Raw genomic sequence first — 24,784 nt, 5'->3', positions numbered from 1 at the left:
CTCGGGCCTTCAGGCCGCCCGCAGGTACGGCTCGGGCCAGGTGGTCTCCGCGCCGAGCTTGGCGGCGGCCTGGCGCGGCCAGTACGGATTACGCAGCAGCTCGCGACCGAGCAGCACCAGGTCGGCTTCGCCGTCCGCGATGATCGCCTCGGCCTGTTCCGGCTCGACGATCAGGCCGACCGCCCCGGTGGGCACCTGCGCCTCCCGGCGCACCTGGGCGGCGAGCGGCACCTGGTAACCACGGCCGACCGGGACGGTGGCGTTCGGCGACGCCCCGCCCGAGGAACAGTCGACCAGGTCGACCCCGGCCCGGGCCAGCTCGACGGCGAGCGCCACGCTGTCGTCGACCGTCCAGCCGCCCTCGACCCAGTCGGTGGCCGAGATCCGGGCCAGTACCGGCACCTGCTCACCGACGGCGGCGCGGACCGCGCGGGCGACCTCCAGGGTCAGCCGCATCCGCCCGGCCCGGTCGCCGCCCCAGGCGTCGGTGCGGTGGTTGGTCAGCGGGGACAGGAACTCGTGCAGCAGGTAGCCGTGTGCCGCGTGCACCTCCACGGCGGCGAATCCGGCGGCCAGTGCCCGGTCGGCCGCCACCGCGAACGCCTCCACCACGGCGGCGATGCCCGCCTCGTCCAGGGCGGTCGGCGTCCGGTACTCCGGGAGGAACGGCTGCTCGGTGGGCCCGACCGGAGTCCACCCGCCCTCGGCGTCGGGTACTCCGCCCCGATGCGGATCCCAGGGCCGGTAGGTCGACGCCTTGAACCCGGCGTGCGCGAGCTGTACGACGGGCACCGCGCCGTGGGCGGCCACGAACCGGGTCACCGGACGCCAGGCGTCGACGTGCCGGTCGGACCAGATGCCGGTGTCCTGCGGGCTGATCCGTCCCTCGGGCAGCACCGCGGTCGCCTCGGTCATCACCAGGCCGGCGCCACCGACCGCCCGTGTACCGAGGTGCACCAGGTGCCAGTCGTGGGGGAGGCCGTCGGGGCCGGCACTGTACTGACACATGGGGGCCAGCGCGATCCGGTTGGGCAGGGTGACCGCGCGCAGCGTCAGCGGTGTGAACAACGTACTCATGGGTTCATCTTCTCGCGGTCGCCAGGATCGTGGCGGTGACCACACCCCAGGCGACGATCACCAGCAGCAGCAGTCGTTCCAGCACGCCGGCAAGCGTTCCCCGGCCGACGAGCAGCATGGCGAGGCCGAGCGCGCCCGCCAGCGGCAGGGCCGCCGCCACGCAGATCGTGGCGGTGCGGCGCAGCGGCTCCGCTGCTGCCCGGGAGAACAGGATCGCGATCATGGCGAGGACCGTGGCACCGGCGGCGACGATGCTCGCCGCGCCGTGCACCAGATCCGCCACGGTGGGTGTCTCGAACGGCGGTAACGGGCAGCCGTCGCTACAGGTCACCGCGCCGGACAGGGCGGTGGCCACCGCCCCGACGACGAGCAGCACCACCGCGATCCGCACGGCTCTGTCGGGCTGTCGCGCCGGTCGGGACGCGGCGTCGTCAGCGGGCTGGTCGCGTAGGGCCGCGGCGAGCAGCAGGAGCGCGGAACCCAGGGTGAGCACCCCGAGCCGGTACGTCCAGGCGTAGATGCTGTCGGCCACGCCGGCCTCGCTGACGTACCCGGTCAGGCCCGGGCCGGGACCGGCGACCACGGCGAACGTCGCCGCGACCGCGCCGACGAGCACGCAGACCGCCGCGCCCGTGGCACGGCGCTCGACCACACCCGCGGCACGGCGCTCGGCCACGTCCGTGGCTCGGCGCTCAGCCACGTCCGTGCGGCGTCGTCCAGCCGTGCAGGTCCGGGCCGAGCGGCACGATGCCGGTCGGGTTGATCTCGTCATGGGTGGCGTAGTAGTGCCGCTTGATGTGGTCGAAGTCGACTGTCTCCCCGAAACCGGGGGTGGTGAACAGATCCCGGGCGTACGCCCACAGCACCGGCATCTCGGTGAGCTTGCGCCGGTTGCACTTGAAGTGTCCGTGGTACGCCACGTCGAAGCGGACCAGCGTGACGAACAGCCGCACGTCCGCCTCGGTGATCGTGTCGCCCATCAGGTACCGCTGCTCGGCCAGCCGCAGCGACAGCGCGTCCAACCGGGCGAACAGCGCCGTGTACGCCTCGTCGTACGCCTGCTGGGAGGTCGCGAAGCCGCACCGGTAGACGCCGTTGTTGACGTCGCGGTGGATGTCTGCCATCAGCTGGTCCATCTCCGGGCGCAGCTCGACCGGGTACAGATCCGGTGCGTCCGGTGCGTGCAGCCGCCGCCACTCGGTGGACAGGTCCAGGGTGAGCTGCGGATAGTCGTTGGTGACCACCCGCCCGGTGACGGTGTCGACCAGCGCCGGCACGGTGACCCGGCCGGTGTAGTCGGGATCGGTGGCCAGGTACGCCTCGGCGAGGAAGCCGACGCCCAGCACCGGGTCGAAGCCGTCCGGGTCGAGGGTGAACCGCCAGCCCCGCTCGTCGCGGATCGGATCGACGGTGCCCAGTGAGATGGCCTCGTCCAGGCCCAGCAGATTGCGGACGATCAGCGCCCGGTGCGACCACGGGCAGGCCCGGCACCAGATCAGCCGGTACCGGCCGGGCTCCAGCGGCCAGCGGTCCTGTTCGTCGGGCCCGGCACCGGGCGGCGAACCGGAGTGCGGGGTGACCCGACCGGTGAACCGGTTGGGTTGACGGACGAACGCGCCGGCCTCACTGGTCTCCGCGCTGAACTGGGCTCCTGCCATGCCGACAAACCTATCCGGACTCGGCGGCGATATCCTGGCGGCAGGACGTCCTGGTTGATCCGCTGGACGCTCCCCACCCCTGCCTTCCCACCCCCGAAGGACTCGCGATGACCGTGGCATACCTGGTGGCCGGTGTCCGCACCCCGATCGGCCGGTACGCGGGCGCCCTCGCCGGCGTACGCCCCGACGACCTGGCCGCGCACGTGATCCGCGAACTGGTCGCCCGGCACCCGTCGGTGGACTGGTCCCGCACCGACGACGTGGTGTTCGGCTGCGCCAACCAGGCCGGTGAGGACAACCGCAACGTGGCCCGGATGGCGGCGCTGCTCGGCGGCCTGCCGGAGCAGGTCTCCGGCAGCACGGTCAACCGGCTCTGCGGCTCCGGCCTCGACGCGCTGGCCACCGCCGCGCGGGCGATCGTCGCCGGGGAGGCCGATCTGATGGTCGCCGGCGGGGTGGAGAGCATGAGCCGGGCCCCGTTCGTCATGCCGAAGGCCACCAGCGCCTTCTCCCGCGCCGCCGAGATGTACGACACCACGATCGGCTGGCGGCTGGTCAACCCGCTGATGGAGCAGGGCTGGGGGGTCGACTCGATGCCGGAGACGGCGGAGAACGTCGCCGTCGAGTTCGGTGTCGACCGGCTCGCCCAGGACGAGTTCGCGTACCGCTCGCAGATGCGGGCCGCCAAGGCGCAGGCCGACGGCCGGCTGGCCGAGGAGATCGTGCCGGTGACCGTGCCTGCCGGTCGGCGCGAGACGCGGCTGGTCGAGGTCGACGAGCACCCCCGGCAGACCTCGATGGAGAAGCTGGGCGCGCTGCCCACCCCGTTCCGTACCGGCGGCACGGTGACCGCCGGCAACTCCTCCGGGGTCAACGACGGTGCGGTGGCGCTGCTGGTCGCCTCGCAGCGGGCCGTCGAGGAGTACGGTCTCACCCCGCTGGCCCGCGTCGTCGGGACGGCGACGGCAGGGGTGCCGCCGCGGATCATGGGCATCGGCCCGGTGCCGGCGACCCGGCGACTGCTTCAGCGGCAGGGCCTCTCCGTGACCGACCTCGACGTGATCGAGTTGAACGAGGCGTTCGCCGCCCAGTCCGTCGCGGTGCTGCGGGAGTTGGGCCTGCCCGAGGACGCCGAACACGTCAACCCGAACGGTGGGGCCATCGCGCTGGGCCACCCGCTCGGTGCCAGCGGCGCCCGGCTCGCGCTCACCGCCGCGCTGGAGCTGCGTCGCCGGGGCGGCCGCCGAGCCGTCGCCACCATGTGTGTCGGCGTCGGCCAGGGCATCTCCATGCTGCTCGAAGCCGCCTGACGGCCGGGTCGAGGCTGCTTGATCGCCGGGCCGGCGCCGCCTGACCGGGCGCGCCGGCACGGTCGCCGGACAAAGGCGGTTGTGGATCTCCCAGGGTGTGGCGCGCGGGCCTAGAGTAGGCAGCGTTACTTGGTCCGTCGCGACGACTTGGGGTAACCAGTGCAGCAGCCGGACGGAGCACCCATCGAGATCGACCTTTCCCGGCCCAGCGCGGCCCGGGTGTACGACTATTTCCTGGGCGGTGCCCACAACTTCGAGGTCGACCGGCAGTTGGCCGACCAGATCGCGGCGATGACGCCGAACCTGCCGGCGACCATGCGGGCGGGTCGGGAGTTCCTGCGCCGGGCCGTACGCGTGCTGCTCGACGCCGGCATCGACCAGTTCCTCGACATCGGCTCGGGCATCCCCACCGTCGGCAACGTGCACGAGGTCGCCCAGGCCGCCAACCCGCAGGCCCGGGTGGTCTACGTCGACATCGACCCGGTGGCGGTGGCGCACAGTCGGCAACTGCTGGCCGGCAACGAGTCGACCGGCGTCATCCACGCCGACCTGCGCGACCCGCAGCGGATTCTCGCCGAGACCCGGGCGTTGCACCTGCTCGACTTCGACCGGCCACTGGGCATCCTGCTGGCCGGCGTGGTCCACTTCGTACCCGACGCCGACCGGCCCGGCGACATCCTGGCCACCCTGCGGGCCGCCGCCGCACCCGGCAGCCACCTGGTGATCTCGCACTCCACCTTCGAGGACCAGCCGCAGGAGATGCTTGACGCGCAGCGGCTCTCGGCGCGTACCAGCACCGAGATCACGCTCCGGTCGCGGGCCGAGATCACCTCGTTCTTCGGCGACTGGACGATCCTCGATCCGGGCGTGGTGCACATGGAGCTGTGGCGTCCGGACTCGCCGTCCGACGTGGCCGCCGACGCGCAACGCTTCGGTGCCTTCGGCGCGGTGGCTCGCAACGACGACGTAGCGGGGTGACCTGATGTCGGCCGTCGGTGCCCCCGGAGGGCGTGCCGTCGATCCGGCCGGCGCGCACAACTACGCGACCGAGTGGGCGCAGGCGGTACGCCGGCTCGGCTTCGTACCGATGAGCGCGGCCGACACCGAGCGGCTGCTGTTGTCGTACACCCTGCGGCTGGCCGAGGCGCTGCTGCACGCCGACGAGGTGGCCCCGGTGGCGGCGGAGGTCGGTCAGGCCCTGGTCGAGGCGCACCTGACCGAACCGGACATGATCGAGTGGTCGGTGCGCTCGCTCGCCGACCGGTTGCCCGACCAGGTACTGGGCGGGTCGACCGGGCTCGACGACCGGATCGCGGTGGCGCAGGGCGCGCTCGCGGCCGGGTTCGCCCGCGCGCTGCGTGATCGCACCTTCGCCCAGCAGGAGCGGATCGCACGGTCGGCGTGGCAGGCCCGCGACGATGTCGAGCGGGCGTTGCGCGACAGCGAGGCCAGGTTCCGGGCGGTCTTCCGGGGCGCGGCGATCGGCATCGGCATCGCCGACGTCGACGGGCAGATCATCGACGTCAACCAGCCCTTCGCCGACCTGCTCGGCTACTCCATCGAGGAGATGCGCCAGCTCAACGTGACGGCCCTGTTCCACCACGACGACGCACCCGGCATGTGGGAGCTGTACGGGGAACTGATCGAGGGCAAACACGAATCCGCACGGGTCGAGAAGCGGTACTACCGCAAGGACGGCACCTCCGTCTGGACGGACCTGGCAGTCTCGTTGATCCGGCACGACGACGGCCGGCCCCGGTTCACCATCGCCGTTGCCGAGGACATCACGCAACGGTACGAACTCCAGCGTCGGTTGCGCTTCCAGGCGCTGCACGACCCGCTTACCGAACTGCCCAACCGCACGCTGTTCTTCGAGACACTGAGCCGCCTGCTCAGCGCCTCGGGCCGGGTCGGAGTCTGCTTCCTCGACCTCGACGGCTTCAAGGCGATCAACGACAGCCTCGGGCACGACGTCGGTGACCGGCTACTCATGACGATCGCCCGGCGGCTGGCCGGCTGCGTGGCCGAGTACGGCTACCTGGTGGCCCGGATGGGCGGCGACGAGTTCGTCATCCTGGTCGACGGCGACGCCGGGGTCGACAACATGATCGCGGTGGCCGAACTGGCGCTGACCGCCGTGTCCGCCCCGGTCTTCATCGACGACCACCAGCTGATGGTCTCGGCCAGCGTCGGCATCGTCGCCTCCGACCTCGTCGGCACCAGCGCCGCTGAGCTGATGAAGGCCGCCGACACCACGCTGTACTGGGCCAAGGCCGAGGGCCGGGGCCGGTGGGCGGTGTACGACCCGGAGCGCAGCGCCCGGGACATCGCCCGGTCGACCCTGCTCGCCGGACTGCCGGTGGCGTTGGACCGGGACGAGTTCGTGCTGCACTACCAGCCGATCGTGTCGCTGTTGGACGGTCGGATGCTGGCGGTCGAGGCGCTGGTCCGCTGGCAGCATCCGGAGCTGGGGTTGATCGGTCCGGACCGGTTCATCGGGTTGGCCGAGGAGACCGGTCTGATCGTCCGGCTCGGCGAGTGGGTGTTGCGGCAGGCCTGTCGGGACGCCCGTCGGTGGCACGTCGACTTCCCCGAGGCGCGGCTGGTGGTCAGCGTCAACCTGGCCGCCCGGCAGGCCGACGCTCCGGTGATCGTGGACACCGTGGCCGATGCCCTGTCCAGCAGTGGACTGCCGGCGGAACTGCTGCAACTGGAGTTGACCGAGAGCGCCGTGATGGGCTCCGGCGGTGAGCCGCTGCGGACGCTGTACCGGCTGGCCGAGCTCGGGGTCCGGCTGGCCGTCGACGACTTCGGCACCGGCTACTCGAACCTGGCGTACCTGCGTCGGCTGCCGATCACCTGCCTGAAGCTGGCCGCGCCGTTCGTCGAGGGCATCCGGGGCGACGAGCCGGATGCCGCCGACCACCGCGACGAGCGGATCGTCGACGCGCTGGTGCGGTTGGCCCACGCTCTGGAACTGTGGGTGACCGCCGAGGCGGTGGAGACCGAGCCGCAGGCCGAGCGGCTCCGGGCGCTACGCTGCGATTCCGCTCAGGGGCGCCTGTTCGGCCCACCAGCGCCCGCCGCAGCAATCTCCACCCGCCTGGCCGGCGGGTAAGGAAGGGCACCTTATTAACGCCTGCGGTAGAGAAAGGGCCCCCTTTTAACAGATGAAGCGATCGGATGGGGAGCCGTGAGCCTGACAGAGACCGGCGCCGTGGTTTCGGTGATCACCGCGTTGGCCATCCTCGCCGGGCTGGCCGGGGTGGTGGTGCCCGGCCTGCCGGCCCTGCCGCTGTGCTGGGGCGGCGTACTCGTGTGGGCGTTGTTCGGTGAGGCCGGCGCCGGCCGCTGGCTGGTGCTCGCGGCGGCCACCGTGGTTGCCCTGGGCGGCACCGTGGTCAAGTACCTCTGGCCCGGCCGCAACCTCAAACGGGCCGGCGTACCCACCGCCACGTTGCTCGTCGGGGCGTTGCTCGGTCTGGTCGGCTTCTTCGTCATCCCCGTCGTCGGGCTGATCATCGGGTTCGTCGTCGGCATCTTCCTGATGGAACGGCTGCGGCTGGGCGACACCGGACTGGCCTGGCCCGCTACCAAGCAGGCGGTCGCCGCCGCCGGCCTGGCCATGTTGATCGAGTTCCTCGCCGGGGTGGTGATCGGCGCACTCTGGGTGGCCGGCCTGGTGCTGACCTGACGGCCGGGCTCACTGAGGGCCGGGCTTGCTGAGGACCGGGCTCACTGAGGGCCGGGCTTGCTGGGGACCGGGCGGCGCGGGGCGGAGCCAGGGTAGGGCGCAGCGCCGTACCCGAGAGAGAGGTGACGTTCCCCGCGCCGCCGCGGCTGCCGGGCCGTTCCGAGGGCCCGGGTCGGCCCGTCGCGATCGGGCCTGGTCACAAACCCAAGGATGGGGTACGCCGACGTACCCGGCAACGCAATTGCGGGGCCACCGGCCGGGGCCACCGGCCGGGGTCACCGGCTCCGCGACGGGGTGACCGGCAGCGGAAACCGTACGCCGGTCAGTTCTTCGGAGGCCAGCCACAGGCGACGGGCGGTGGCAGCGTCCCGGGCGGCCTTGGAACGGCCGACGAGCTTCGGTGCGCCGCGTCCTTGCAGCAGGCCGCCGGGGCCGGCGTAACTGCCGCCCGGGATGTCGGCCACCGCCGCGTAGAGCGTGGGTAGCGCACCGTCCTGCTCGCTCTGAGCCAGGAAGTTGACCGCGACCGTGTGCACCAGACGCCTCCGCAGGGGTTCACCGTCGAGGTGCCCGATGAGGTTGGTGGCCGCCAGGCCGGGGTGCGCGGCGACCGCGAGCACCGGTGAGGCGGCATCGGTGAGGCGGCGCTGCAGTTCGGCGGTGAAGAGCAGATTCGCCAACTTCGACTGCGCGTACGCCCGGAAGGCCCGGTAGGGCTTGCGCTCCCAGTTGAGGTCGTCGAAGTCGATCGTGCCGGCCCGGTGCCCGTTAAAGGAGACCGTGACCACCCGGCCCCGGATCCGTGGCAGCAGCAGGTTGGTGAGCGCGAAGTGCCCGAGGTGGTTGGTGCCGAACTGGAGTTCGAAGCCGTCGGCGGTGCGGCCGAGCGGCGGGACCATCAGGCCGGCGTTGTTGATCAGCACGTCGATCGGGTCGCTGGACTCCTCGGCGAACGTCCGCACCGAGGCGAGATCGGCGAGATCGAGTCGGCGTACGACGTCGCCGGCCATGGTCGCGGCGGCGGCCTGTCCCTTTGCGGGGTCGCGGACGGCGAGCACGACGCGGGCGCCCTTGGCGGCGAGCGCGCGGGCGGCGGCGCGGCCGATGCCGCTGTTCGCGCCGGTGATGACGACGGTCCGGTTGTTCATGGCAGGGATCTGACCGGGCGTGAATGTTGTCATGGGAAACAATGTATGCACTGACAACAATGATGTCAACGACTACATTCCGTTAGAGTGGAGCCCATGTCCGCGTACCATCACGGGAACCTCCGTGCGGCACTGCTCGCCGCCGCCGAGCGCAGCCTGCGCCAACACGGCGCGGAGCAGCTCTCCCTGCGCGAGCTGGCGCGGGAGGCCGGGGTCAGCCACGCCGCGCCGCGCCGGCACTTCCCCGACCGCCAGGCGTTGCTGGACGCGCTCGCGGAGGCCGGATTCGCCCGCCTGGACGCGGAACTGCGCGCGGCGCTCGCCGCCGCCGGGCCGGAGTTCGAGCCTCGCCTGCACGGCGTGGCAACCGCCTACCTGCGGTTCGCCACCGAGGACGCCGCGCTGCTGGAACTGATGTTCGCCGGCAAGCACCGCGAAGGCGCCGACCGGCTCGTCGCCGCCGCCGCGGCGGCGTTCGGACTGCTTGACGATCTGATCGTGCAGGGGCAGAAGCAGGGCGTACTCGCCCCCGGCGACCCGCAGCAGGTGGGCATCGTGCTGTTCGCGACCCTGCACGGCATCGCCACCCTGATCAACGGCAACCTGGTCCCACCGCACCTGGTCGACGGTCTCGTGCCGGCCGCCGTCGACCAGTTCATCCGAGGATCGCGACCCGACTAGCCGGTCGGCGGCGTCGAGGGCCTGGCCTTCTGCGGGTAGACCGTCTCGTGGCGGGCCAGCATGGCGACGAACTCGACGATCTTCCGCTCGCGGGTCTGCGCCCGTTTGGCGGCGTTGAGACGGTGGATGAGGGCGAACCGGTTGGTCTTGGTGAGCACGTCGAACATGGCTTGAGCAGCGGGGTTGGCGGCAATGGCGGCGAGCAGATCGGCCGGCACCTCCGCTTCCGACGGCGGGGCGTAGGCGGCGGCCCAACGCCCGTCCGCCTTCGCGGCCTCCACCGCAGCGCGGCCGGACGGCTGCATCCGCCCCTGTTCCTCAAGCCGGGCCACATGGGACACGTTCCGTTGCGACCACGAACTGCGGGACCGGCGCGGAGTCAACCGGATCCAGGAACTCTCCTCGTCGCGTTTGCGGGCCTGCCCGTCGATCCAACCGAAGCACAGCGCCTCGTCGACCGCCTGCTGCCAGGTCAGCGTGGTGACGGTGCCACCCTTTCTGGTCAGCGCCAGCCAGACCCCGGCCGACGTGGCGTGGTGGGCCGACAACCAGTCGCGCAGCGCATCGGCATCCGCGACGATCAACTCATCCAGTTCCGCGCTCCCCATGACGGCAGGCTAACCGCTGGCTCTGCCATTTTTACGCTTGCCGGGCGCGCGGAATCTCGGACCGTGACCGGCTGCTACGACGGTGTGGTGGGTTTCGGGGTGGCGGCGGGGGCCGAGGGAACGTTGCGCAGCGCGCGAAGGGCCGACACCGCGAGCGGTACGCCTACCGCGAGCACGGCGATGACCTGAACGAACGCGATCGTGGTGAGCGTCGTGCGCTCTGCCTGGTCGAGGAAGTCGGGCAGGGTAGCGGCGCGCAGGACGAGCGCGGTTGCGGCGAGCAGCGTGAACGCCAGTGACCACGGCAGGGTGCGCGTCGATCGACCGGTGGCGCGAGCGGTCAGGTGGACCGCCATGGCCACAGCGACCGCCGTGCACAACAGGCCCGGCCAGTCCAGCAGTCTCAGCGCCGGTTCGACCGCCTGAAGGCTGAACAGCGGCAGGGCGACGAGGAAGATGCCGGTCGGTAACGCGAGGAGCCATGGCCGGCGTGACACGGGTGCGGCACCGTGGGGGAAGGCCGCCATGGCGAGGAGCAGAGCGACGTCGACGAGCCGCATCGCCCAGGGCGACACGGTCAGCGGTACGTCGCCGACGGCCTGTGCCATCGCGACGGTGATCGCGGGGGGCACGATGGCGATCAGGGCGACCGCCTGGGCCACGCGTCGGTAGCCGAGGACGAGCGCGAGGTAGGCCGGCAACCAGGCGTAGCCGGCAAGGTGCCACGTCGTACTCCAGATGCTCGCCGGTGTGCTGAGCGTCAACTCGGGTGCCGGAGCGGGCAGCCAGGCGAGCTTCCCGGCGTACCACAGGGTGACGGCGATGCTGCCGGTGACCATGACGGCGTGGGTCAGCAGCAGCATCAGGGTCGCCAGCCGCACCGCGTGTCCCCACACCCGCGAGCGGGGTGACGTGTCGGCGCGCAGGCGCAGCCGCACCGCGAGCGCCACGATGCTGGCGGCCTCCGACAGGCTCGGCCGGCCGTAGTCGGCGAGGTACGCGGTGGTCTCGGGGTCGCCGGTGTCCATGCTCTCCAGGAAGGCGGCGACCATGTCGTCTTCCCACTCCTGCCGGTAGGCGGCGGGCAGCAGGCGTAACAGCAGGCGGTAGCGCTCCTCCAGGCGACTCACGACGACGTCCCCGTGATCGGGTTCCGCTGCTCGTGCAACCGGGTGGAGGCGAGGCGCGCGTTGGCGGCCAGCCGGTGCGCCTCCGCGGCGAGGGCGGCGCGGCCCTGTTCGGTCACCCGGTAGTACCGGCGCAATCGCCCCTGCCACGCCTCCTCGCGGTCCAACTCGACCAGGCCGTCACCGACGAGTCGATCGAGAACTCCGTACAGGGAGCCGATCTTCAACTGCACCTGCCCCTGCGACAGGTCCGCGACCTCCGCGACGATCCCGTAGCCGTGGCGCGGGGCGTCGAGCAGCGCGGTGAGGATGAAGAAGGCCGGTTCGGTCATAGCCCGAGCACTCATCCCCCTAATATAGTGGAAGACAAGATATCCTGGCGTATGCAGGCGCCGACGACAGGGGAGTGATCATGGGTGACGGTGACGCGGACGCCGGGGACTTCGGCGGGCCGGACTTCGCTCCCGCGATACCGGCGGCGGAAAGCAGTGCCCTCGGCGCCCCGCCCGCCGGCCGTGCGGCGATCGTCCTCGGTCCCGGATTCCGCGGTCACGTCATCCTGACCACGTCCGCCCCGAGGCCCGCCGCCCAGCCGGCGGGCGAAGATCCCGGCGACGCCTAGCGCACCGGCTCCAGCACCACGACGGGAATCCGACGGGTGGTCTTGCGCTCGTACTCGGCAAAGAACGGGTACGCCGCCTTCTGCGCGCTCCAGATCCGCTCCCGCTCGTCGTCGTCGGCGACTCGGGCGACCAGCTCGACCGTCTCCGTGCCGATCTCCGCCTGCACCCGGGGGTGGGCGAGCAGGTTGTGATACCAGTCGGGACTGGTGGGTGCGCCCGCCTTGGAGGCGAACACGGCGTAGCCGCCGTCCACCTGCTGGTACATCACCGGGTTCACGCGCGGCAGGCCGCTCTTGGCGCCGACCGTGTGCAACAACAGCAGCGGCTGGCCCGCGAAATGGCCGCCCACCTGCCCGCCGTTGGCCCGAAACTCGGCGATGATCTTGTCGTTCCAGTCGCTCACGTCGTCTCCTCAGTGCACAGTCGGCTCGTGCCCGCAATCCTGGCAGCTCTGCCGCGGCCCTGACAGGGCGACACGACCGCCTGTCCGGCGAGGCCGGGTGACGGAGATGCGGTGCACGTGGCTGAGCCGGGAGCGTGGTCGAGTGAGCGTGGACGGGCGGGCGGCCGGGCCCGCCCGATGAACCGGCGTGCCGGTCAGATGCGGGCGGTGGCTCGGCCCATGCCGAGGCGGCGGGCTGCGTGACCCATGGCCTGGGCCATGCGGGAGGGCAGCGAGTCCGGGGCCGGGATCTGCACGGGGCGCACTCGTCCGTTGTGCAGTGCGGTGAACCGCCAGCCCTGGTCGGTGCGTACGGCGACGAGGGTCTGGCGGGACAGGCGTCGCCTGGGCAGCCTGGAGCGCCAGGGCATCAGCACCGACGCGGTGCCGTGGACGATCGCGACTCCGGGAGCGACGTACCGGATCGACTCGATGTCGCCGACGAGTGCGGACCCGGCGAGCACGCCGCGGAACAGTCGATCGTGGGCCTCCTGCATGTCGTGGCGACCGACGGCTCGGGTTCCGTCGTAGGAGACGTAGTCGGAGTCGTCGGTGAAGCAGGCCCCGTAGGCGGCGGCGTCGTTGTCGGTCCAGGCCCGCATGAGTCGATCGAACAGGTCGCGGATCTGGCGGTCGTCCATGGTCATCTACGCCCCCCGTGGGCTAGGATCGCTTCGATCATCTGATTTTACGATAGCAGAAGGTTTCGAATGTCGAAAGATGGCCTCATCCGGGACGTGGCGATGCAGCTACGGCTGCTTCAGCAGAGCTTCGACGCCTTCGACGAGGCCGCCGCCGCTCGGCTCGGGCTCAACCGCACCGACCTGCGGGCGCTGGATCTCGTCCTCGCCAACGACGGGCCGTTCTCCGCAGGGGAACTCACCCGCGCCCTCAAGATCAGCCCGGCGGCGACCACCACGGTCATCGACCGGCTGGAACGCGCCGGCCTGGTGGCCCGTACCCGGGACGCCGAGAACCGACGACGGGTCCTGGTCACCGCCACCGACACCGCCCGCGCCGTGGAACAGGACATCTACCTACCCGTCGGCGAGGCCGGCGCCCGGGCCCTCGGCGGGTACAGCGGGGACCAGCTCGCCACGATCCTCGACTTCCTGAAGACCGCCCGCCACGTGCAGGAAACCCAGACCGCGCGGCTGAGCGAGAACCCCGCACCACCGCCGGGCCGCTGATCCGCTCACCAGCGCCGGTCAGGCCACAAGCAGACGGAGGCCGAGTTCCGCCGCGTCGAGGGCGAGGATCTCGCGGTTGCGCTCGACCCACCGGCCGGACGCGAGGTCGTCGCGGAGCGTCTCTACCGCCCGTCGCTGCGCCTGCGGGCCGACCCTGGCCCATACCGACACCGCCCCGCGGACACGTTCGTCCAGGTACGCCTCAGGGCGGCGCCAGTGTGCCTCGAAGAAGCCGTCCGCACAGTCCCACGGAATGAGCACCGGCTCCATGTGGGCCCCGATCGCGCGGGCCACCTGGTCCACCGGCGGACGGTCGGCCACCAGGTCGACGACCTCGGGCAGGTAGTCGCGGGTGAGCCAGAACCGGTGCCGCCAACCGGTGTCACTGGCATCGTGGGTGAACACCACCACCCGCCGGGCCACCCGCCGCATCTCGCGCAGCCCGGCGATCGGGTCGTGCCAGTGGTGAATGGTGCTGAAGGCCATCGCGGCGTCGAACGACTGGTCCTCGAACGGCAGGCTTTCCGCAGCGGCGGCCACGCACGGTGCCGCGCCCGGGGGACGCTGGGCCCGCATGACCGCCGACGGCTCCACCGCCGTGACCTCGCGGTCGGGCGGCTCGTAGGAGCCGGTGCCCGCCCCGACGTTCAGGACCGTCCGTGCGTCGCCCAGCGCCGCCCAGACCCGCGCGGCGATCCGGGGCTCGGTGCGCCGCGTCGCCGGGTACGCCGACCCGATGGCGTCGTACAACCGGGCACCGAACGCTTTCAGCGGCACCTGCGGCGTCGTGACCCCCATCGCCCGCGCCGCCAACTCCCGGTCGATGGCCGCCACCATGGCGGCGGCCCGGTCCTGCCGGTCCACCAGCAGGCCACGCAACCGGCGCAGGTGCGCGACCGCGTCGGTGGCCGGGTCGCCCACCAGATCGGCGATCTCCCGCAACCCGAAACCGAGCCGCCGGTACGCGAGCACCTCCCGGAGCCGCTCCACATCCTCGGCGGAGTACGCCCGGTGCCCCGACGTGGTCCGTGCCGACGGCACCAGGAGGCCGACTTCGTCATAGTGGTGCAGGGTGCGGACGCTGACGCCGGTCAACCGCGCCACCCGCCCGACGGTCAGGAGCTCATCCACGCCACCGACTATGTGACCTGACGCCACGTGAGGAGCAAGCGTTCCGCCGGCGACATCCGCAGGGCTACGCCTCGGCCCAGACGCCCAGCTCGTTCCCGCTCGGATCGGTGAAGTGGAAGCGACGACCACCGGGGATTCGTACGACCCTGCCACCACCGTGCCACCGGCCTTCTCGACCGCCTCGACGCTCTGCTCCAAATCGGCCGAGTAGAGCAGCACCAACGGACCGCCGCCCGTGCGTGCCTGCTGCACCTGACGCAGGCCGCCCACCTCAGCGCCGGAACCGCCCTGGATGCCGGCGTACGCCGTGCCGTAGTCGGTGAACTGCCAACCGAACGCTTCGGCGTAGAACCGCTTGGCCTCGGCCAGGTCGGTGACCGTGAACTCGATGTAGTCGATGCAATGGTGGCGGTGCGTGGTCGGCTGCGACATGCCCACCATTGTTCGGGCGGGTACGACGTTAAGCGGTCAGCCCACGGGACCGATCTGCCTGGCGAGGTCGACGAAGGACTGCCACGACGACGGCGTGAGGCGCAGCGTGCCGCCCTCCCGGTCCTTGGTGTCCCGGACCAGCACGACCCCCGGCAGATTGTCGGCAACCTCGACACACGACCCGCCGTTGCCACCGGACCTGGTCGATTTCCGCCACTGCGCGGCCGTCATGTCCATGACTTCGCCACTTCCTTGATCAGCTCCAACGACTGCCGGCGGGGGAGCGCCTCGTTCCGCACGATCTCCCACGTCTTCGCCAGCTTAGCGATGTCAGCGGGTGCGTCGATGATCTGTGCGGTGAGCTGGTTGTCGGCATGTGCGGTTCGGGTGCCGTCCGGTAGCTCGGCGATGATGAACTGACCAGCCAGGCCGAGATACATGCCAGCATCCGACGGCACGACGTGCACCTGAATGTGCTCGCGTCGTGCCTGCTCGGCCAGGTGGTCGAGTTGTTCCGCCATCAGGCCCGGCTGGTCGAGCACCGGTCGACGGAGAATCGCCTCGTCCAACACGGCGATGAACTGTGGCGGGTGCTCACGTTCGAGGATCAGTTGCCGCTCCAGCCGGGACGTCACTGCCTTGTCCACCTCGGGCGGACTGAACCGGCCGCCGATCAGGGTGGCGCGGGCATATCGCTCGGTCTGAAGCAAGCCGGGAACGTAGGCCAGCTCGAACCACCGCAGGGTGGTCGCCTCCCGCTCGAACTCGATCCATTCCCGCAGCCAAGGTGGGTCGGCATCGAGTTGCCCCAGTTCCCGGAGCATCCGGGCGAAGCGTTCACCGGTGTGGTGCTGAGCGTCGATGGCCTTCATGTAGTCCCTGGTGGGAGGGCGGCCACCGGTCTCCACAGAGCTGACATGAGAGCCGGAGTAGCCGATGCTCCGGCCGAATTCGTCTTGGCTCAGCCCCAGTGCGGTTCGGAACATGCGCAACTCGCCCAGCACATAATCCGTGGCACTTCCCATCAATTCCCCAACCTCTGCTCAGCGTCGATGGTGGGTTGCTCACCGTTGCCCGATCACCCTGCTGAACTGCGCGGATGCCCTGAGCGTGTATCGACAGTAGTGCTGTCCTCACCAAACTGTCACCATTGCGGGCTTGCTCTGTCGGGATCGGCGGTGGGGTGGGCTCCTGCGCGGGGTCGCCCTGCTTCGGCCGGGCGGGGTGGCCCCCTCCAGAGCCGAGAGGGGTCGACATGTCTGTTCGTTCGCGTCCGTTCGCCGTACCTTGTCTCGGGGTTTGGGGCGACGCCGCAGGCCGCAGACGGTGGGTGCGCTGATGGGGCGGCGGGTGATTCCCCATGTGGCGATGCGTCCGCTCTGGCGGTGCCGCAACTGCGGTGCCGAGTGGCCCTGTCAGCCGGCCCGGCTGGCGCTGCTGATGGAGTACCGCAGGGACCGGCTCGGGTTGCTGCTCTACCTGGGTGGGCTGATGGTCCAGGCCCGCGATCAGCTCGCCCAGCTCAACCCCGAGCACACCCCGGATCTGTACGACCGCTTTCTCGGCTGGGCGCGGCGGCGCGACCGGAGGTGAGCGGTGGTCGGTTTGTCAGGGCAGGGGATCGGGGTACGAGCGGAGCGGCCCATTGACGGTCATCGGCGCGGCCGGTAGACCTTGGTGATGGAGGCTCGCGGATGAGGAAAGCCCCGCTGACGCTGGAACAACTGCGGGTCGCCGTCGCCGAGGGTGAGATCGACACGGTGGCGTTGGCGCTCGTCGACATGCAGGGCCGGTTGCAGGGCAAACGGTTCCATGCGCCGTACTTCCTCGATCAGGTGGTCGGCCACGGCAGCGAGGGGTGCAACTACCTGCTCGCCGTGGACGTCGACATGAACACCGTCGACGGGTACGCGATGTCGAGCTGGGAACGCGGCTACGGCGACTTCGTGATGAAGCCGGATTTCGACACGTTGCGCCGGGTGCCGTGGCAGCCGGGCACCGCCATGCTCCTGGCCGACCTGGAGTGGCCGGACGGCGGCGGTCCGGTGGTCGCCTCGCCCCGGCAGATCCTGCGCGGTCAACTGGACCGCCTGGCCGCGCACGGGCTGACCGCGTACGCCGGCACGGAGTTGGAGTTCGTGCTGTTCCGGGACTCGTACGAGCAGGCGTTGGCGCGTGGCTACCGCGACCTGACCCCGGCCAACCAGTACAACGTGGACTACTCGCTGCTGGGTACCGCCCGGGTCGAGCCGCTGCTGCGGCGCATCCGCAACCAGATGGCCGGCGCGGGGCTGACCCCGGAGAGCGCGAAGGGGGAGTGCAACCTCGGTCAGCACGAGATCGCCTTCCGGTACGACGAGGCGGTGGCCTGCGCCGACCACCACGTGATCTACAAGAACGGGGCGAAGGAGATCGCCGCCCAGGAGGGCATGTCGATCACCTTCATGGCCAAGCCGAACGCCCGGGAGGGCAACTCCTGCCACATCCACTTCTCGTTGCGGGACGCCTCCGGCGGCTCGGCGATGCTCGGCGACGGCCCGGCACACCTGAGCGTCACCGGGCAGCGGGTGCTCGCCGGGCTGCTCGCCACCATGCGTGAGCTGAGCCTGCTCTTCGCCCCGAACATCAACTCCTACAAGCGGTATCAGCCGGGCTCGTTCGCGCCGACCGCGCTGCGCTGGGGCACGGACAATCGCACCTGCGCGCTGCGCCTGGTGGGGCACGGCCAGGGGATGCGGGTGGAGAACCGGGTGCCCGGCGCCGACGTCAACCCGTACCTGGCGATTGCGGCGCTGGTGGCGGGCGCGGTACGCGGCATCGAGCAGGAACTGGAGTTGCCACCGGAGTGCACCGGCAACGCGTACGACGACGCCGAGGCCGACCGCGTCCCCGGCACCCTGCGCGACGCCCTCACCCTCTGGGAGTCCTCCACCATGGCCCGTGAAGCCTTCGGCGCCGAAGTGGTCGCCCACTACGCCAACATGGCCCGCGTAGAACTCTCCGCCTTCGACGCCGCCGTCACCGACTGGGAACTAACCCGTGGCTTCGAACGCCTCTAACCCTCCCTCCCCACCCCCGCCCCTCCTTTCCGCCGCGATCTTGCACTTTGCGTCGCCCTTTCGTGGTGGTTAGCGGCTATTTGTCCCGACCAAAAGTGCAAGATCGACGGGCTGAGGCGGGCGGGGTGGGCGGGGTGGGTGGGGTGGGTGGGTAGGGGTGGGTGGGTGGGTAGGGGTGGGTGGGGTGTTGAGGGCGCTGAGGGCGTTGAGGGAGAGGGGGTAGGGCGTGGGGGTGGTTTGGGATCCGGCTCGGGGAGTGGTGTTGGGGGAGGTTGCGGGGTGTTCGGTGGGGGAGGTGAATGCGGCGGTTGCGCGGGCGGGGGTTGCGTTTGAGCGGTGGCGGGGGGTGGCGCCGGGGGAGCGGGCGCGGATGCTGCGGCGGTTCGCGTCGGTGGTGGATGCGCATCTGGAGGAACTTGCGGGGCTGGAGGTGCGTAATGCCGGGCACACCGTCGGCAATGCTCGCTGGGAGGCGGGCAACGTGCGGGACGTGCTCGACTACTACGCGGGCGCGCCCGAGCGGCTGACCGGACGGCAGATCCCGGTGGCGGGTGGGCTGGACGTCACCTTCCACGAGCCGTTGGGCGTGGTCGGGGTGATCGTGCCGTGGAACTTCCCGATGCCCATCGCCGCGTGGGGCTTCGCCCCGGCCCTGGCCGCCGGCAACACGGTGGTGCTCAAACCCGCCGAGTTGACCCCGCTGACCGCGCTGCGGCTGGCCGAGTTGGCGCTGGAAGCGGGCCTGCCCGAGGGGGTGTTCACCGTACTGCCCGGTCGGGGTGACGTGGTCGGCGAACGGTTCGTCACCCATCCGGCCGTACGCAAGATCGTTTTTACCGGTTCCACCGAGGTCGGCACCCGGATCATGTCCGGCTGCGCGGCCCAGGTGAAACGGCTGACCCTGGAGTTGGGCGGCAAGTCGGCGAATGTGGTCTTCGCCGACGCCGACCTGGAACGGGCGGCGGCCACCGCGCCGTACGCCGTCTTCGACAACGCCGGCCAGGACTGCTGCGCCCGCTCCCGGCTGCTGGTGCAGCGGTCGGTCCACGACCGCTTCCTCGAACTGCTCGAACCGGCGGTGCAGGCCTTCCGGGTCGGTGACCCGGCCGCCGAGGAGACCGAGATGGGGCCGCTCATCTCGGCCGGGCACCGCGACCGGGTCGCCGGCTACGTCGACGACGCGCGGGTCGCCTTCACCGGCGGTTGCCCCTCCGGCCCCGGCTACTGGTACGCCCCGACGGTGCTGCTCGCCGACTCGCCCGCCGACCGGCACTGGCGGGAGGAGGTCTTCGGCCCGGTGGTCTCGGTGCTCCCGTTCGACGACGAGGCCGACGCGATCCGGCTGGCCAACGACACCGAGTACGGCCTGTCCGGCTCGATCTGGACCCGGGACGTGGGCCGGGCGCTGCGGGTGGCCCGGGCGGTCGAGGCGGGCAACCTCAGCGTCAACTCGCACTCCTCGGTGCGCTACTGGACCCCGTTCGGCGGCATGAAGCGTTCCGGGCTGGGCCGGGAACTGGGCCCCGACGCGCTGCACGCCTTCACCGACGTCAAGAACGTGTTCATCAGCACAGAGGAGTGAGCATGCCAGGACGGTTGCAGGACCGGGTCGCCGTGGTGACCGGAGCGGCCAGCGGAATCGGGCTGGCCACGGTACGCCGGTTCGCCGCCGAGGGGGCGCAGGTGGTCTGCGTCGACATCGACGCCGAGGCCGGTCGACGGGCCGCCGAGGAGGTCGACGGCAGCTTCGTCGCGGCCGACGTGGCCGACGAGGCGGCGGTGCGGGCCCTGTTCGACGGGGTGGTCGAGCGGTACGGACGGGTGGACATCGCCTTCAACAACGCCGGCATCTCCCCACCGGACGACGATTCGATCCTGGAAACCGGCCTGGACGCCTGGGAACGGGTGCTGCGGGTCAACACCACGAGCGTCTACCTCTGCTGCAAGTACGTGATCCCGCACATGCGTCGGCAGGGCCGGGGATCGATCATCAACACCGCCTCCTTCGTGGCGCTGATGGGTGCTGCGACGTCGCAGATCGCCTACACCGCGAGCAAGGGTGGCGTGCTGGCGCTCACCCGGGAGCTTGGCGTGCAGTTCGCCCGGGAGGGCATCCGGGTCAATGCCCTGTGTCCCGGCCCGGTGGCCACCCCGCTGCTGCGGGAGTTGTTCGCGGCCGACCCGGAACGCGCCGCGCGTCGGCTGGTGCACGTGCCGATGGGGCGTTTCGGCGAGCCGAGCGAGATCGCCGCCGCGGTCGCCTTCCTGGCCAGCGATGACGCATCGTTCATGACCGCTGCACAGTTCGTGGTGGACGGCGGGATCACCGGAGCGTATGTCACCCCGCTGTGATTGCCTCGATGCGAACGGTGATCGGCCCGGGTGGTGTCGCGGACCGGGCGGCTCCAAGCAGCGTCTGGCAGTCCTGATGCGTTACGTTGCTGGCCCGTCGGGGTAGAAGGCGGACGCGGCAGAGATGATCGGAGCGCATGTGGACGGCCGGGGAGGCTGCATGAACTCGGCCCAAGGGGGTGCGGGCGGAGGCTATCCGTCCGGGACGGACGGCCGGATTCCGCCTCTTCTCGCGGCAGCCTTCGCCGGGGGCGGCGAGATGGGCCGGTTGCTGCGCGATCATGACTGGTCGGCGAGTCCGCTGGGCGTCCCGGAGCACTGGCCCGACGCGCTGGGCAACGCGTTGAGCACGATGCTCGCCTCCAAGGCGCAGATCGTCGTGTTCTGGGGCGAGGAGCTACGCGCCTTCTACAACGACGCCTACCGGCCGACCATCGGCGACAAGCATCCCGCCGTGCTCGGGCAGCCGGCCCGCGAACACTGGGCGGAGACCTGGGACGTGCTGGGGCCGCTGCTGACCGGGGTGCTGCGCGACGGCGAGGCGTACCAGGCGCAGGACCACCATTTTCTGCTCGACCGGCACGGCTTCGTCGAGGACGTCTACTTCGACGTCTCCTACGACCCGATCCGTGGCGCGGACGGGGCCATCCACGGCGTCCTCTGCATCTGCAGCGAGACCACCGGCCGGGTGCTCGGTGAACGCCGGCTGCGCGCCCTGGCCGAACTCGGGTCGGAACTGGCCGACCCGGGCAGCATCGAGGACCTCGGCCGCGCCGTCACGGCCGTGCTCGACCGGCATCGCGCGGACGTGCCCTTCGCCCTGCTCTATCTCGACGCCGGCGACGGGCACCTGCGTCGGGCCGGAATGACCGGGCTCGACAGCGCGCCCGCCGATCCGGCGAGCCGGCTTGTCGAGGTCGCGATGACCGGTGCCGCCGTCACCGTGCCCACCGTCGATCTGCTCGGCCGGGTCCCCACCGGAGCCGCCGACGAGGTGGTGGTGCTGCCGATCAGCGCGACCAACGAGCCGGCCGGTGTCCTGGTGCTCGGCGTGGCCCGCCGGCTGCCGTTCACCGACGACTACCGCACCTTCTTCGAGCTGGTGGCCGCCCAGATCTCCCGGGCGGTCGGCAAACAGCGGGCGTACGAGCAGGAACGGGCCCGCGCCGCCGAACTGGCCGCGCTGGACCTGGCGAAGACCAACTTCTTCGCCAACGTCAGCCACGAATTCCGTACGCCGCTGACGCTCGTGCTCGGCCCGTTGGAGGAGATGCTCGCCGATCCCGAGCTGCCGGAGGCGTACACCCAGCGGCTCACCGTGATGCACCGCAACGGGCTGCGACTGCTCAAGCTGGTCAACACCGTGCTGGACTTCTCCCGCCTGGAGTCGGGCCGGCTGGCCGCCCACTACGAGCCCACCGACCTGGCCGACTACACCGGCAGGTTGGCCAGCACCTTCCGCTCGGCCACCGAACGCACCGGCGTGCGCCTGGTGGTGGACTGTCCGCCGTTGGCCGAGCCGGTCTACGTCGACCAGGACATGTGGGAGAAGATCGTCCTCAACCTGGTCTCCAACGCCGTGAAGTTCACCTTCGACGGCGAGATCCAGATCCGGGTCCGGCCGGTCGACGGGGCGGCCCGGCTGGAGGTCACCGACACCGGCGTGGGCATCCACCCGGACGAACTGCCGCACGTGTTCGAACGCTTCCACCGGGTGCCGGGAGTGCGTTCCCGCAGCCACGAGGGCACCGGCATCGGGCTCGCGCTGGTCCGTGAACTGGTCGAGATGCACGGCGGGCAGGTCAGCGCCAGCAGTCAGGTCGACAAGGGCAGCACCTTCGCGGTCACCATCCCGTTCGGCACCGCGCACCTGCCCGCCGAGCGGGTCGCCGACGCCGACCCCACCGAACGCGAGCTGCGGCAGGCCCCGCTGTTCGTGGCCGAGTCGGCTCGCTGGACCAGCGACGACCACGCCACGCCCACCCCCGGATCGGTCCCGGCCGGCTCGCACGGCCGCATCCTGGTCGTCGACGACAACCCCGACCTGCGCGAACACGTGGCCCGGTTGCTCGGGCCGACCTGGGACGTGGTGACCGCCACCGACGGCGTCGAGGCGCTGCGGGTAGCCACCGAGGTCGCCTTCGACCTGGTGCTCACCGACGTGATGATGCCCCGGCTGGACGGATTCGGCCTGGTCGCCGCGCTGCGCGCGGACCCCCGCACCCGGTACGTCCCGATCGTGCTGCTCTCCGCCCGAGCCGGTTCCGCCGAAGAGGTGGCCGGGCTGTCGGTCGGCGCGGACGACTACCTGACCAAGCCCTTCTCCGGGCAGGAGCTGATCGCCCGGGTCCGCGCCAACGTGGAACTCGGCCAGCTGCGCGGCCAGATCATCCGCCGGCTGCGCGCCCTCGCCGACGCCGCGGTCGCGGTGAACACCGCCCGGTCCACCGCCGACGTGCTCCAGGTCGCGGCCCGGCACGCGCTCAGCCTCGCCGAGGCCGTCCGGGTCGTGGTCGCCGCCGGCGGGGCACGGTACGAGGCCGACGGCGGCGGCACCGCGCCGGTCGACCCGTCCTTCGTGCTGCCGTTGACCGGCGTCGCCGGACGGCAGCTCGGTGAGCTGCGGGTGTGGCGGCCGTCCGTGGACGGCATCGGCACCGACGAGGCCGCGTTGACCCAATTGGCCCGACTGGTCGGCGTCCGGCTGGAGAACGCTCAGCTCTACGAGGCCGAGCACCGCATCGCCACCACCCTGCAACACAGTCTGCTGCCCCGTACGCTGCCGCAACTGCCCGGCACCGTGGTCGCCAGCCGCTACCTGCCGGGTAGCGCCGACGTCGAGGTGGGCGGCGACTGGTACGACGTCGTCGCCCGCGACGACGACGAACTCGTCCTGGTGATCGGCGATGTGGTCGGCAAGGGCGTGCCGGCCGCGGCGGCCATGGGTCAGCTGCGCAACGCGCTGCGGGCGTACGTGCTGGAGGGTTTCGACCCGGGTGAGTCGCTGACCCGACTGAACCGGCTGGTGGACTCCACCGAGTCGCGTACCTTCGCCACGGTCTTCTGCCTCTGGTTCAGCCCGCGTACCGGGCAGTTGCGCTACGCCAGCGCCGGCCACCCGTCCCCGCTGCTGATCCGCGGCAGCGACGTGGCGTTCCTGCACGACCGGGCCCTCGGTCCGCCGGTCGGAGCGATCCCCGGCGCGGCGTACGAGACGGTCTCCGGCGAGCTGCGGGCCGGTGACCGTCTGCTGCTCTACACCGACGGGCTGATCGAGGACCGGCAGGTCGCCATCGACGTGGCCCTGACCCAGTTGCGGGCCGACGCCGCGCGGGCCAGCGAACACGTGGCGGATCTGGTCGACACGGTGGTCAACCGGGTCGCCGACCGGCCGCGCCGCGGCGACGTGGCGGTGCTCGCTCTGGAGGCCACCGAACTCAACCGGTTCGCGCTGCGGCTGCCCGCCGACCCGACCCGGCTGAGCGTGCTCCGCAAGCGACTTGAGGACTTCCTCGTCGCGCACGAGGTGAGCGAAACCGACCTGTTCGACCTCACCGTGGCGGTCTCCGAAGCGGCGGCGAACGCGATCGAGCATCCGGTCGACCCGGTGGAGCCGGTGATCGAGATCGAGGTGTCGGTGGAGAACCGGGAGGTCGTGGCGACGGTGCGGGACACCGGCCGGTGGCGCAAGTCGACAGGTTCGGGCTTCCGGGGCCGGGGCCTGTCGCTGATCCGGGCACTCGGGGAGCTGTCGGTCGACCACACCCCAGAAGGGACGCAGGTCACCCTGCGCCGAAGGTTGGAGGACTGAGTCCTCCCGACCGCCGCACTTGATCTCTGCGTCGATCGGCCGGTCAGCCGGGCGGCAGCCAGGGTTGCCCGCCCAGCCCGGCGATCTCCAGCACCCGGGTGACCTGTCGGGAGGGCAGCACGGTCAGGGTGCCCGGATAGTGGCCGGCGAGTCGAACCACCGCATGGATGGCCGCCGAGTCGAAGAAGGTGACCGCCCGCAGGTCGAGGGTCACCCGGGCCGCCGGCTCGCGGAGCGCGGCCTGCAGCATGGTGTCGGCGGTGGCCATGTCGACCTCACCGGTGACCACCACGATGAGGTGATCACCGTCGGTCTCCGCGACGGCGGAGAAGACGGGAGGTGCGCTCCCTTGATCCACGCTGACACCTTGACACAGCGTTCCTGGTGTGGCAACAACCGTCGGTCCCGGACGGTGTTGGGGGTCACCGAGCGCTCGGCGAT

Annotated in this window: 25 protein-coding genes and 1 pseudogene; 12 read left to right on the top strand and 14 right to left on the bottom strand. The window is 71.1% G+C overall.

Annotated features, from left to right (window positions below; all coding sequences use genetic code 11):
- Positions 1 to 9 precede the first annotated feature (9 nt).
- Genes EG812_RS10960 through EG812_RS10950 form a run of 3 tightly spaced genes read right to left on the bottom strand, consistent with a single transcriptional unit; the run spans position 10 to position 2,735 of the window.
- Positions 10 to 1,077: an NADH:flavin oxidoreductase/NADH oxidase gene (locus EG812_RS10960; RefSeq protein WP_013732137.1), complete on the bottom strand. Its 1,068-nt coding sequence runs from the start codon at positions 1,075 to 1,077 to the stop codon at positions 10 to 12.
- A gap of 4 nt (positions 1,078 to 1,081) precedes the next feature.
- Entirely contained in the window at positions 1,082 to 1,777 is a 696-nt protein-coding gene (locus EG812_RS10955) for a DUF998 domain-containing protein (protein WP_233579449.1), read from the bottom strand.
- Positions 1,770 to 2,735, bottom strand: coding sequence for a glutathione S-transferase family protein (locus EG812_RS10950; protein ID WP_126711507.1), 966 nt, complete (start codon positions 2,733 to 2,735; stop codon positions 1,770 to 1,772). Before EG812_RS10950 ends, EG812_RS10955 begins: the two co-directional genes overlap by 8 nt.
- Before the next feature lie 107 nt (positions 2,736 to 2,842).
- Between EG812_RS10950 and pcaF the strand changes: the two genes are divergently transcribed.
- The 4 genes from pcaF to EG812_RS10930 all read left to right on the top strand — a co-directional run bounded on the left by pcaF (position 2,843) and on the right by EG812_RS10930 (position 7,739).
- On the top strand, positions 2,843 to 4,045 hold the full coding sequence (gene pcaF, locus EG812_RS10945; RefSeq protein ID WP_013732140.1) for a 3-oxoadipyl-CoA thiolase: 1,203 nt from the start codon (positions 2,843 to 2,845) through the stop codon (positions 4,043 to 4,045).
- A gap of 159 nt (positions 4,046 to 4,204) precedes the next feature.
- Positions 4,205 to 5,023: an SAM-dependent methyltransferase gene (locus EG812_RS10940; protein WP_126711506.1), complete on the top strand. Its 819-nt coding sequence runs from the start codon at positions 4,205 to 4,207 to the stop codon at positions 5,021 to 5,023.
- 4 nt (positions 5,024 to 5,027) lie between these two features.
- Complete coding sequence (locus EG812_RS10935; RefSeq protein ID WP_126711505.1) at positions 5,028 to 7,163, top strand: putative bifunctional diguanylate cyclase/phosphodiesterase; 2,136 nt, start codon at positions 5,028 to 5,030, stop codon at positions 7,161 to 7,163.
- Between the two features lie 75 nt (positions 7,164 to 7,238).
- Complete coding sequence (locus EG812_RS10930; protein ID WP_013732143.1) at positions 7,239 to 7,739, top strand: DUF456 domain-containing protein; 501 nt, start codon at positions 7,239 to 7,241, stop codon at positions 7,737 to 7,739.
- A 275-nt stretch (positions 7,740 to 8,014) separates the two neighbouring features.
- On the opposite strand, the gene EG812_RS10925 is transcribed toward EG812_RS10930, so the two are convergent.
- Complete coding sequence (locus EG812_RS10925) at positions 8,015 to 8,920, bottom strand: oxidoreductase (RefSeq protein WP_126711504.1); 906 nt, start codon at positions 8,918 to 8,920, stop codon at positions 8,015 to 8,017.
- 63 nt (positions 8,921 to 8,983) lie between these two features.
- Between EG812_RS10925 and EG812_RS10920 the strand changes: the two genes are divergently transcribed.
- Positions 8,984 to 9,568, top strand: coding sequence for a TetR/AcrR family transcriptional regulator (locus EG812_RS10920; protein ID WP_013732145.1), 585 nt, complete (start codon positions 8,984 to 8,986; stop codon positions 9,566 to 9,568).
- Here EG812_RS10920 and EG812_RS10915 read toward each other — a convergent pair.
- The 3 genes from EG812_RS10915 to EG812_RS10905 form a co-directional block, all read right to left on the bottom strand.
- A complete protein-coding gene (locus EG812_RS10915) occupies positions 9,565 to 10,176 on the bottom strand; it encodes a YdeI/OmpD-associated family protein (protein ID WP_013732146.1) in 612 nt (203 codons plus the stop codon). The genes EG812_RS10920 and EG812_RS10915 overlap by 4 nt on opposite strands.
- Positions 10,177 to 10,250: 74 nt before the next feature.
- Complete coding sequence (locus EG812_RS10910) at positions 10,251 to 11,306, bottom strand: hypothetical protein (protein WP_126711503.1); 1,056 nt, start codon at positions 11,304 to 11,306, stop codon at positions 10,251 to 10,253.
- Positions 11,303 to 11,650 carry a PadR family transcriptional regulator gene (locus tag EG812_RS10905; protein WP_233579447.1) on the bottom strand — a complete coding sequence of 116 codons (348 nt, stop codon included), beginning with the start codon at positions 11,648 to 11,650 and terminating at the stop codon, positions 11,303 to 11,305. Before EG812_RS10905 ends, EG812_RS10910 begins: the two co-directional genes overlap by 4 nt.
- A 65-nt stretch (positions 11,651 to 11,715) precedes the next feature.
- On the opposite strand from EG812_RS10905, the gene EG812_RS10900 reads away from it, so the two are divergent.
- Entirely contained in the window at positions 11,716 to 11,925 is a 210-nt protein-coding gene (locus EG812_RS10900; RefSeq protein WP_126711502.1) for a hypothetical protein, read from the top strand.
- Here EG812_RS10900 and EG812_RS10895 read toward each other — a convergent pair.
- Together EG812_RS10895 and EG812_RS10890 are read right to left on the bottom strand one after the other, a co-directional pair.
- Positions 11,922 to 12,329, bottom strand: coding sequence for a nitroreductase family deazaflavin-dependent oxidoreductase (locus EG812_RS10895; protein WP_126711501.1), 408 nt, complete (start codon positions 12,327 to 12,329; stop codon positions 11,922 to 11,924). The two genes, EG812_RS10900 and EG812_RS10895, sit on opposite strands and share 4 nt — an antisense overlap.
- Before the next feature lie 194 nt (positions 12,330 to 12,523).
- The gene (locus tag EG812_RS10890; RefSeq protein ID WP_126711500.1) at positions 12,524 to 13,015 is read right to left on the bottom strand and encodes an SgcJ/EcaC family oxidoreductase; all 492 of its coding nucleotides are present in this window, start codon (positions 13,013 to 13,015) and stop codon (positions 12,524 to 12,526) included.
- Between the two features lie 63 nt (positions 13,016 to 13,078).
- Here EG812_RS10890 and EG812_RS10885 point away from each other — a divergent pair, with 63 nt between their 5' ends.
- Entirely contained in the window at positions 13,079 to 13,558 is a 480-nt protein-coding gene (locus tag EG812_RS10885) for a MarR family transcriptional regulator (protein WP_013732152.1), read from the top strand.
- An 18-nt stretch (positions 13,559 to 13,576) separates the two neighbouring features.
- On the opposite strand, the gene EG812_RS10880 is transcribed toward EG812_RS10885, so the two are convergent.
- The 4 genes and pseudogenes from EG812_RS10880 to EG812_RS10865 all read right to left on the bottom strand — a co-directional run bounded on the left by EG812_RS10880 (position 13,577) and on the right by EG812_RS10865 (position 16,146).
- Positions 13,577 to 14,689 carry a MerR family transcriptional regulator gene (locus EG812_RS10880; protein WP_126711499.1) on the bottom strand — a complete coding sequence of 371 codons (1,113 nt, stop codon included), beginning with the start codon at positions 14,687 to 14,689 and terminating at the stop codon, positions 13,577 to 13,579.
- 64 nt (positions 14,690 to 14,753) lie between these two features.
- Positions 14,754 to 15,121: pseudogene (locus EG812_RS10875) on the bottom strand (VOC family protein).
- 36 nt (positions 15,122 to 15,157) lie between these two features.
- Positions 15,158 to 15,352, bottom strand: coding sequence for a DUF397 domain-containing protein (locus tag EG812_RS10870; protein ID WP_126711702.1), 195 nt, complete (start codon positions 15,350 to 15,352; stop codon positions 15,158 to 15,160).
- Positions 15,349 to 16,146 (bottom strand): helix-turn-helix domain-containing protein, encoded by a 798-nt coding sequence (locus EG812_RS10865; protein ID WP_126711498.1) that lies wholly within the window; start codon positions 16,144 to 16,146, stop codon positions 15,349 to 15,351. The genes EG812_RS10870 and EG812_RS10865 overlap by 4 nt, the downstream gene beginning before the upstream one ends.
- 313 nt (positions 16,147 to 16,459) lie before the next feature.
- Here EG812_RS10865 and EG812_RS10860 point away from each other — a divergent pair, with 313 nt between their 5' ends.
- The 5 genes from EG812_RS10860 to EG812_RS10840 all read left to right on the top strand — a co-directional run bounded on the left by EG812_RS10860 (position 16,460) and on the right by EG812_RS10840 (position 24,343).
- Positions 16,460 to 16,714 carry a hypothetical protein gene (locus EG812_RS10860; protein WP_043719971.1) on the top strand — a complete coding sequence of 85 codons (255 nt, stop codon included), beginning with the start codon at positions 16,460 to 16,462 and terminating at the stop codon, positions 16,712 to 16,714.
- Positions 16,715 to 16,815: 101 nt separating this feature from the next.
- A complete protein-coding gene (locus EG812_RS10855) occupies positions 16,816 to 18,180 on the top strand; it encodes a glutamine synthetase family protein (RefSeq protein ID WP_126711497.1) in 1,365 nt (454 codons plus the stop codon).
- A gap of 226 nt (positions 18,181 to 18,406) precedes the next feature.
- Positions 18,407 to 19,762 carry an aldehyde dehydrogenase family protein gene (locus EG812_RS10850; protein ID WP_126711496.1) on the top strand — a complete coding sequence of 452 codons (1,356 nt, stop codon included), beginning with the start codon at positions 18,407 to 18,409 and terminating at the stop codon, positions 19,760 to 19,762.
- Between the two features lie 2 nt (positions 19,763 to 19,764).
- On the top strand, positions 19,765 to 20,532 hold the full coding sequence (locus EG812_RS10845; protein ID WP_126711495.1) for a 3-oxoacyl-ACP reductase: 768 nt from the start codon (positions 19,765 to 19,767) through the stop codon (positions 20,530 to 20,532).
- A 160-nt stretch (positions 20,533 to 20,692) separates the two neighbouring features.
- Positions 20,693 to 24,343 (top strand): SpoIIE family protein phosphatase, encoded by a 3,651-nt coding sequence (locus tag EG812_RS10840; RefSeq protein ID WP_126711494.1) that lies wholly within the window; start codon positions 20,693 to 20,695, stop codon positions 24,341 to 24,343.
- Positions 24,344 to 24,386: 43 nt separating this feature from the next.
- Here EG812_RS10840 and EG812_RS10835 read toward each other — a convergent pair whose 3' ends face one another.
- Positions 24,387 to 24,701, bottom strand: a complete 315-nt coding sequence (locus tag EG812_RS10835) for an STAS domain-containing protein (RefSeq protein ID WP_013732162.1) — start codon at positions 24,699 to 24,701, stop codon at positions 24,387 to 24,389.
- Between the last annotated feature and the right edge of the window lie 83 nt (positions 24,702 to 24,784).

It is taken from the genome of Verrucosispora sp. FIM060022 (genome assembly GCF_003977705.1).
Taxonomy (GTDB): domain Bacteria; phylum Actinomycetota; class Actinomycetes; order Mycobacteriales; family Micromonosporaceae; genus Micromonospora; species Micromonospora gifhornensis.
This window is presented reverse-complemented; position numbering and strand designations above follow the sequence as displayed.

What these genes read in the sequence shown, in the direction of transcription:
- EG812_RS10960 (WP_013732137.1), bottom strand. Translation starts at nt 1,077, where the DNA reads ATGAGTACGTTGTTCACACCGCTGACGCTGCGCGCGGTCACCCTGCCC.
- EG812_RS10950 (WP_126711507.1), bottom strand. Translation starts at nt 2,735, where the DNA reads ATGGCAGGAGCCCAGTTCAGCGCGGAGACCAGTGAGGCCGGCGCGTTC.
- pcaF (WP_013732140.1), top strand. Translation starts at nt 2,843, where the DNA reads ATGACCGTGGCATACCTGGTGGCCGGTGTCCGCACCCCGATCGGCCGG.
- EG812_RS10935 (WP_126711505.1), top strand. Translation starts at nt 5,028, where the DNA reads ATGTCGGCCGTCGGTGCCCCCGGAGGGCGTGCCGTCGATCCGGCCGGC.
- EG812_RS10925 (WP_126711504.1), bottom strand. Translation starts at nt 8,920, where the DNA reads ATGACAACATTCACGCCCGGTCAGATCCCTGCCATGAACAACCGGACC.
- EG812_RS10920 (WP_013732145.1), top strand. Translation starts at nt 8,984, where the DNA reads ATGTCCGCGTACCATCACGGGAACCTCCGTGCGGCACTGCTCGCCGCC.
- EG812_RS10915 (WP_013732146.1), bottom strand. Translation starts at nt 10,176, where the DNA reads ATGGGGAGCGCGGAACTGGATGAGTTGATCGTCGCGGATGCCGATGCG.
- EG812_RS10905 (WP_233579447.1), bottom strand. Translation starts at nt 11,650, where the DNA reads ATGAGTGCTCGGGCTATGACCGAACCGGCCTTCTTCATCCTCACCGCG.
- EG812_RS10900 (WP_126711502.1), top strand. Translation starts at nt 11,716, where the DNA reads ATGGGTGACGGTGACGCGGACGCCGGGGACTTCGGCGGGCCGGACTTC.
- EG812_RS10890 (WP_126711500.1), bottom strand. Translation starts at nt 13,015, where the DNA reads ATGACCATGGACGACCGCCAGATCCGCGACCTGTTCGATCGACTCATG.
- EG812_RS10885 (WP_013732152.1), top strand. Translation starts at nt 13,079, where the DNA reads ATGTCGAAAGATGGCCTCATCCGGGACGTGGCGATGCAGCTACGGCTG.
- EG812_RS10870 (WP_126711702.1), bottom strand. Translation starts at nt 15,352, where the DNA reads ATGACGGCCGCGCAGTGGCGGAAATCGACCAGGTCCGGTGGCAACGGC.
- EG812_RS10865 (WP_126711498.1), bottom strand. Translation starts at nt 16,146, where the DNA reads ATGGGAAGTGCCACGGATTATGTGCTGGGCGAGTTGCGCATGTTCCGA.
- EG812_RS10860 (WP_043719971.1), top strand. Translation starts at nt 16,460, where the DNA reads ATGGGGCGGCGGGTGATTCCCCATGTGGCGATGCGTCCGCTCTGGCGG.
- EG812_RS10855 (WP_126711497.1), top strand. Translation starts at nt 16,816, where the DNA reads ATGAGGAAAGCCCCGCTGACGCTGGAACAACTGCGGGTCGCCGTCGCC.
- EG812_RS10845 (WP_126711495.1), top strand. Translation starts at nt 19,765, where the DNA reads ATGCCAGGACGGTTGCAGGACCGGGTCGCCGTGGTGACCGGAGCGGCC.
- EG812_RS10840 (WP_126711494.1), top strand. Translation starts at nt 20,693, where the DNA reads ATGAACTCGGCCCAAGGGGGTGCGGGCGGAGGCTATCCGTCCGGGACG.